The organism is Actinomycetospora sp. (assembly GCF_055612215.1).
Map to the genome: position 1 here is coordinate 1 of NZ_JBVPVA010000877.1, position 5,590 is coordinate 5,590.

Below are 5,590 nucleotides of genomic sequence, written 5' to 3' on the forward strand. Positions count from 1 at the left end.
GAAGCTGGTCAAGCGCTCGATCTCGATGAAGGCGCTGGACGCGGGTGACCCGAAGCCGTCGGGCAAGGGCTACGCCATCGCCGGCACCCTGCGCCAGGGCATCGACAAGGACCACGCGCGACAGATCGTCAAGCTCGTCAAGGACGAGGGACCGAAGGGCGTGCAGGTCGCGATCCAGGACGACCAGGTGCGCGTCACCGCCAAGAAGAAGGACGCTCTGCAGGAGGTCCAGTCGCTGCTGCGCAATGCCGATCTGGACGTTCCGCTGCAGTTCACGAACTACCGCTGAGCCGCCGGGTCCGGCCGATAGGTCGCCAGCAGCACGCCGGTCGCGGTCGACGTGGCGCCGACGAGCTCGAGGCGGCGCGCGTCGTCCTCGGGACCGAACAGGCGGCGGCCCGAGCCGAGCACCACCGGATGGATCATCAGCAGCAGCTCGTCCACGAGTCCGTGCGGGAGCAGGGAGCGGACGAGCGCACCGCTGCCCATGATCACGAGGTTCCCGCCGGGCCGTGACCGCAGCGCCGCCACCTCCGCCGGCACGTCGCCGTGCAGGAGCACCGAGTTCGGCCAGGGCAGCTCGGCGTCGGCGCGGGACGAGGCCACGTACTTGCGAGCACCGTTGAGACCGTCCTTGAAGGGCCCGCCCACCCGGTTCCAGTGACCGAGCATGTCCTCGTAGCTGCGGCGGCCGAACAACCAGGAGAAGTCCGCGCCCATGCGCTCGCCCATCGCGGCGCCCATCGCGGGATCGTCGTCGGCGAGCGCCCAGCCGCCGTGCCGGAAGTCCTCGCGGGTGTCCTCGTCGGGACGGCCCGGACCCTGCAGGACGCCATCGAGGCTGACGTGGTTCACGACGACGACCCGCATCGTGAATGTGTACCACGGAATCCTACAACAGGAGCTCGTCGCTCGGGCGGTTCGGCTCAGGTGCCGGGGTGGACCCCCGGCCGCAGGCCGTGGTCCGCGGCGACGCGCCCGAGGAGCTCGCGGAGCCGTGCGCGGTCGTCGTCGTCGAGCGCGCGGCACAGCAGGTCCTCGTGGTCGGCGGCCGCGACGACGAGCTCGCGCATCCGCGCCCGCCCGGCGTCGGTGAGGTGCACGGCGCGCTGGCGACGGTCCGTCGGGTGGGCGCGCCGCTCGACGACACCCGCGCGCTCGAGCTCGTCGATGAGCACGACGAGGCGACTCGGTCCCAGCTCGAGGTGCTCGGCGAGCGCCTGCTGGCTCTGGCCGGGCTCGCGGGCGATCGCGCGCAGCAGGGCACTCTGCGGCAGCGTCAGCCCCATCGCGGCGAGCCGATCGCCGAACAGCCGGGAGCCCAGGGCACCGACCTGGGCGACCAGGAAGCCCGTCCCGGTCGGTCGACGTACCGGCGGCCGCTCCACGTCCTCCACGCCGGAGACTCTACTCAGCACATATCATTCATGGTATGAATTAGTCACGACATGAACTGATCGAGGAGTCGACGATGCAGGCGAAGACGGTGCTGGTGGCGGGGCTGGCGACGGCGGCGGTGGGCACGCTGCTCGAGTACGTGACGGGGGTCCCGGGCTTCCCGACGGTGCCGCCGGGCCCGATCATCCTGGCGGCCGCGGCGGTCGTCGTGGCCGTGGTGGCGTGGCGGTGGATCGCCGCACTCGGACTGCTCGTGGCGGCCTTCGTCGCGGTCGGCGCGATCGCCTCGGGGACGACCGTGGGCCTGCTCGCCACCCCCCAGGTGCCCGGGCAGTTCGTCGCGGCCCTGGTGCAGGTCCTCGGCCTCGTGGTGGCCGTCGTCGGTGGCGTGGTCGCGCTCGTCGCCGCCCCCGTGCCGGCGCGGCCCTGACGATGTCGCCCGGGGAGCCGGCTGCCACCTGGCGGGAGGCGTCGACGGTGGCACGGGGCTGCTACGTCCTCGCCGCGGTGCTCGCCGTGAGCGGGATCGTGCACGCCGCGATCCTGGTGGCGACCGGCGGCTCCTGGGACGGCCCGCTCTCCTTCCGCAAGCCCGCGTCGTTCGGCGTGTCCTTCGGGCTGACCCTGGCCACCGTCACCTGGGTGCTGGGCCTGCTGCCCCGACGCGGTGTCCCCGCGCTCCTGGTCCCGTTCGCGCTGGCGTGCGCCACCGAGGTCGTCGTGATCACGGTGCAGGCGTGGCGGGGCCTGACGTCGCACTTCGGGGTCTCCGGCCCGGGCGCGGGCGTCGTCGCGGGCGCGGCCGCGGGCGGCGCGGTCGTGATCGTCGTGACGACGACCGTCGCGACCCTGCTCGTCTGGCGTCCCCTGCCCGAGGTCGCCCCGGAGATGCGGCTGGCGCTGCGCGCCGGCTTCGCGAGCCTGCTGGTGGCGCTCGCCCTCGGCGTCTACATGCTCGTCCGCGGGGTGGTCATCTCCCGCGGCGACCCGTCGGGCGCGGCGGCCTTCGCCTTCTCCGCGGGGGTCAAGCCCGGGCACGCCGCGACGATGCACGGGGTCCTCGTGCTGCCCCTGCTGGCCCGGCTGCTCGCGGGCACGGCCCGGCCGGCGCGGTTCCGCCTCGCCGTCGTGCGCCTGGCCGCGGCCGGCTACGGACTCCTCGCGGGCGTGGTCGTGGTGGAGGTCCTCGCCGGGATCGACCCGCTGGCCGGGACCTCCGTCGCGGGCACCGTCCTGGCCGCCCTCGGCGCCGCCGCCCTGGTCGCCGCCGTCGGGGCCACGCTCGTCAGCGTGGCCGCCGCGCCCGGCGGGGCCGGGAGCCCGCGGCGAGCACGCCGGTCCTGACGGGGATGCGCCCGGCGCGTACGGGCCGCGGATCCCGGACGAGGGCCCGGGCCGACCGGTCGCCCGGGTCCCGGTCGAGCCCGGCGAGGGCGCGACACCAGAGGTCACCGACGTCGACGCCGAGGCGCTCGAGCGCGGCCACCGCGGCACTGTCCGGGTCGCCCAGCACCGCCGCGAGCACGTCCTCGACCTCGAGGTCCGGCACCCCGCGGCGGTCGGCCCGCCGCTGCGCGGTACCGACCACCACCCCGGCCCGGACGCTGAGCGGTGGCGGGCCGGGGGACGGTTCCGGGGCCCTCGGGAGCACCCGGCGCACGGCGTCCGGGTCGACGCCGGCGAGCAGCCCCGCGCCACGCTCCCGGTCCTCACGGGCGAGCCCGAGCAGCAGGTGCGCCGTCCCCACCGCGGGCGCGCCCAGCGCCGTCGCCTCCTGCCGCGACAGCTCGAGCATCCGGGAGTAGCGACGCGGCGACCGCGGGGGCAGGCACATGCAGGCAGCCTCACGCGCCGCCCGTACGGGCACCTCGGGGACGATCCCCGAGGTTCCTCCGGGTCACCCTCCCGACTGACGTCGTGTACCTCTTACCGGTAGTAGCCCATACATGCGGTAGGTGTTACTTTGCGTCGCACGTACAGCGACGGAGGTGGACGAGTGGGCGCTCGGCAGCATCAGGACTACGGATTCTTCGGTCCCGGCTCGGTGACCTGGCGGGTCTGGGGCTATCCGACGTCGATCGTGCTCGGATTCCTCCGCGCCGTCGTCATCGAGGAGCTCGACCCGCACCTGGTCGCGTCGGTCGACCAGTCCGGGCAGGTGAAGCTGCGCCCGAAGCTGCGCTACGACCGCACGATGCAGTACTTCGCGACGATCAAGTTCGGCGACGCGGAGTCCGTCCTGCGGGCCTCGGACACCCTGATGAAGATCCACGCGCGCGCCGTCGGCCACGACCCCGTCACCGGCGGGATCTACGACGCGAACGACCCGGCCTCCCAGCTGTGGATCCACCTCACCGCCTGGCACTCGATCCTCTACACCTACGAGATCTTCGGCCCGGGGAAGCTCACCGAGGCCGAGGAGGCGCAGTACTGGGAGGAGTGCGCGCGGGCGGCCGAGTTCCAGACGATCGACCCGGCCGACGTCCCCCGCAGCCGCGACGGCATCCGCGCCTACTTCGCGGCCTACCGTCCGCGACTGGTCGGTTCCGAGGTCGCGCAGGACATGATGGACTTCCTGCTCGACGCGAACACGATCGTCCTGCCCGAGCGCATGCCGGCCGCCGCGCGCTTCGTGTTCAACGCGGTGGCCCGCCGCGCCGTCATCGCCACCCTGCCGCGGTGGATGCGCAAGCTCGGCGCCACCACGCAGTCCGGCCTCACCGACCGCGTCGCCATCGCGCTCACGCGGCCGGTCGTCCGCGCGGTCGCCGCCAGCACCTGGCTGCAGGTCTGGGCGCTGCGCCTCGCGAGCCCGCGCACCGCACCGATCCTCGAGCCCGTCCTGCGGGGCACCCCACCGGTGCACCCGGTGCTCCGGGCGCCCGCCGAGGCCCGCGCGCAGTACGGCGTCACCGACCCGCGGGAGCAGTACGCCGCGATCCTGGCCGATCGGGCGCGGGCGGCGGGTCCGGCGCCCTACCCGAAGCACCACCACGAAGAGCTGGTGCCCTTCCCCGCCTGACGTCGGTGGTCCCCGGGTCCGCGCCGCCCGGGGACCCCACGACGCGGGGGGCCCGCGGTCAGACGCGCCGGCGACGCCCGCCGACGAACTGGTGGGCGCCGGCCGCGCCCGCCACCGCCGCCGAGCCGAGCAGGCCGTACCAGAGGGCGTCGCCGCCCGCCGCGCCGCCGGTGGACCCGTCGCCGGCCGCGACACCGCCGACCGGCACGTCCGTGGCGGTGGTGGCGACGGGCCCGGCGGCGGACGTGGTGCCGGGGTCGGACGACGCGGCGGTCGGGGTGCCCTCGGTGTTCGTGACGGCCTGGACCGAGCCGGCCGTCGAGCCGTGCCCGTAGTCGTAGGACTCGCAGGCCGTGCCGTCGTGGTCGGCGTCGAGGCGGTTCGGGTCCGAGTGGTCGCGGTCGAGCACGCGCTGGGCCTGGGCCTGGCTCGTGAAGTCGCGGCAGTCGAGGTCGTTGATCGCCGGGCGCGCGGAGCGGGTCGAGGTCGACGACGCGGGCCGAGGTGCGGTCCCCGGGTGCTGGGTGCCGGCGTGCGGGGTGCCGGTGTGCTGGGTGCCCGGCGTCGGAGCGGCCGGCTTCGGGGTGACCGGCGTCGACGACGAGCCGCGGTGCGGCAGCGACTCGCACGCGATGCCGTCGTGGTCCCCGTCCAGGTTGCCGTGCCCGCCCGCGCGCAGCGCCGCCTCGGCGTCCTCCTGGTACTGGTACGACCCGCAGGTCGTGTGGGTGGCCGGCGCCGCCGAGGCGATCCCGACCAGCGGTCCGACGCCGAGGCCGAGGACGGCGGCGCCCGAGAGCACCACGCGCCCGGCGACGGCGGGACGGACCGGACGGAGCGGACGGACCGGACGGACACGACGGTGAGCAGGCACGGATCTCCCCCGAGAGATGTGGCGTGGAAGCAACGGCACCGTGAGCCGGCGCCGTGGGTGGCTGCCGGGGGCCGTTGTGCCGGGGATGTCGCCGGGGGCCGCCCCGCCGTTATCGACCCGGCGCGCGACCACACGAACGGGGGATGCGGCCCCGTCGGGAGCCCGGGTGCGGCACCGGCCCCGGGAGCCGCGCCGTCTACCCTCGCCGGGGCGGGTGCCTGACGGGGTGGGCCCGCGAGGCGCGGAGGTAGCGGCGATGACGGGAGCCGGGACGTGAAGGGGATCGTGCTGGCGGG

The 5,590-nt window shown here is 75.0% G+C and carries 8 protein-coding genes; 4 read left to right on the plus strand and 4 right to left on the minus strand.

Going from position 1 to position 5,590, the window contains the following annotated elements; translation table 11 throughout:
- A partial coding sequence (locus tag AC0CYZ_RS23765; RefSeq protein WP_472219912.1) for a nucleotide-binding YajQ family protein occupies positions 1–289 on the plus strand: 289 nt, incomplete at its 5' end.
- Here the strand turns inward: AC0CYZ_RS23765 and AC0CYZ_RS23770 are convergent.
- Together AC0CYZ_RS23770 and AC0CYZ_RS23775 are read right to left on the minus strand one after the other, a co-directional pair.
- Entirely contained in the window at positions 280–870 is a 591-nt protein-coding gene (locus AC0CYZ_RS23770; RefSeq protein ID WP_472219914.1) for a dihydrofolate reductase family protein, read from the minus strand. The two genes, AC0CYZ_RS23765 and AC0CYZ_RS23770, sit on opposite strands and share 10 nt — an antisense overlap.
- Positions 871–926: 56 nt before the next feature.
- A complete protein-coding gene (locus AC0CYZ_RS23775) occupies positions 927–1,397 on the minus strand; it encodes a MarR family winged helix-turn-helix transcriptional regulator (protein WP_472219916.1) in 471 nt (156 codons plus the stop codon).
- Between the two features lie 74 nt (positions 1,398–1,471).
- Here AC0CYZ_RS23775 and AC0CYZ_RS23780 point away from each other — a divergent pair, with 74 nt between their 5' ends.
- Complete coding sequence (locus tag AC0CYZ_RS23780; RefSeq protein WP_472219918.1) at positions 1,472–1,828, plus strand: hypothetical protein; 357 nt, start codon at positions 1,472–1,474, stop codon at positions 1,826–1,828.
- A gap of 47 nt (positions 1,829–1,875) precedes the next feature.
- Complete coding sequence (locus AC0CYZ_RS23785) at positions 1,876–2,742, plus strand: hypothetical protein (protein WP_472219921.1); 867 nt, start codon at positions 1,876–1,878, stop codon at positions 2,740–2,742.
- Here the strand turns inward: AC0CYZ_RS23785 and AC0CYZ_RS23790 are convergent.
- Complete coding sequence (locus tag AC0CYZ_RS23790; protein WP_472219923.1) at positions 2,684–3,232, minus strand: Clp protease N-terminal domain-containing protein; 549 nt, start codon at positions 3,230–3,232, stop codon at positions 2,684–2,686. The two genes, AC0CYZ_RS23785 and AC0CYZ_RS23790, sit on opposite strands and share 59 nt — an antisense overlap.
- Positions 3,233–3,394: 162 nt before the next feature.
- Here AC0CYZ_RS23790 and AC0CYZ_RS23795 point away from each other — a divergent pair, with 162 nt between their 5' ends.
- Positions 3,395–4,420 (plus strand): oxygenase MpaB family protein, encoded by a 1,026-nt coding sequence (locus tag AC0CYZ_RS23795; RefSeq protein WP_472219926.1) that lies wholly within the window; start codon positions 3,395–3,397, stop codon positions 4,418–4,420.
- Positions 4,421–4,478: 58 nt separating this feature from the next.
- Here AC0CYZ_RS23795 and AC0CYZ_RS23800 read toward each other — a convergent pair whose 3' ends face one another.
- Positions 4,479–5,225 carry an excalibur calcium-binding domain-containing protein gene (locus AC0CYZ_RS23800; RefSeq protein ID WP_472219928.1) on the minus strand — a complete coding sequence of 249 codons (747 nt, stop codon included), beginning with the start codon at positions 5,223–5,225 and terminating at the stop codon, positions 4,479–4,481.
- Positions 5,226–5,590: the final 365 nt, after the last annotated feature.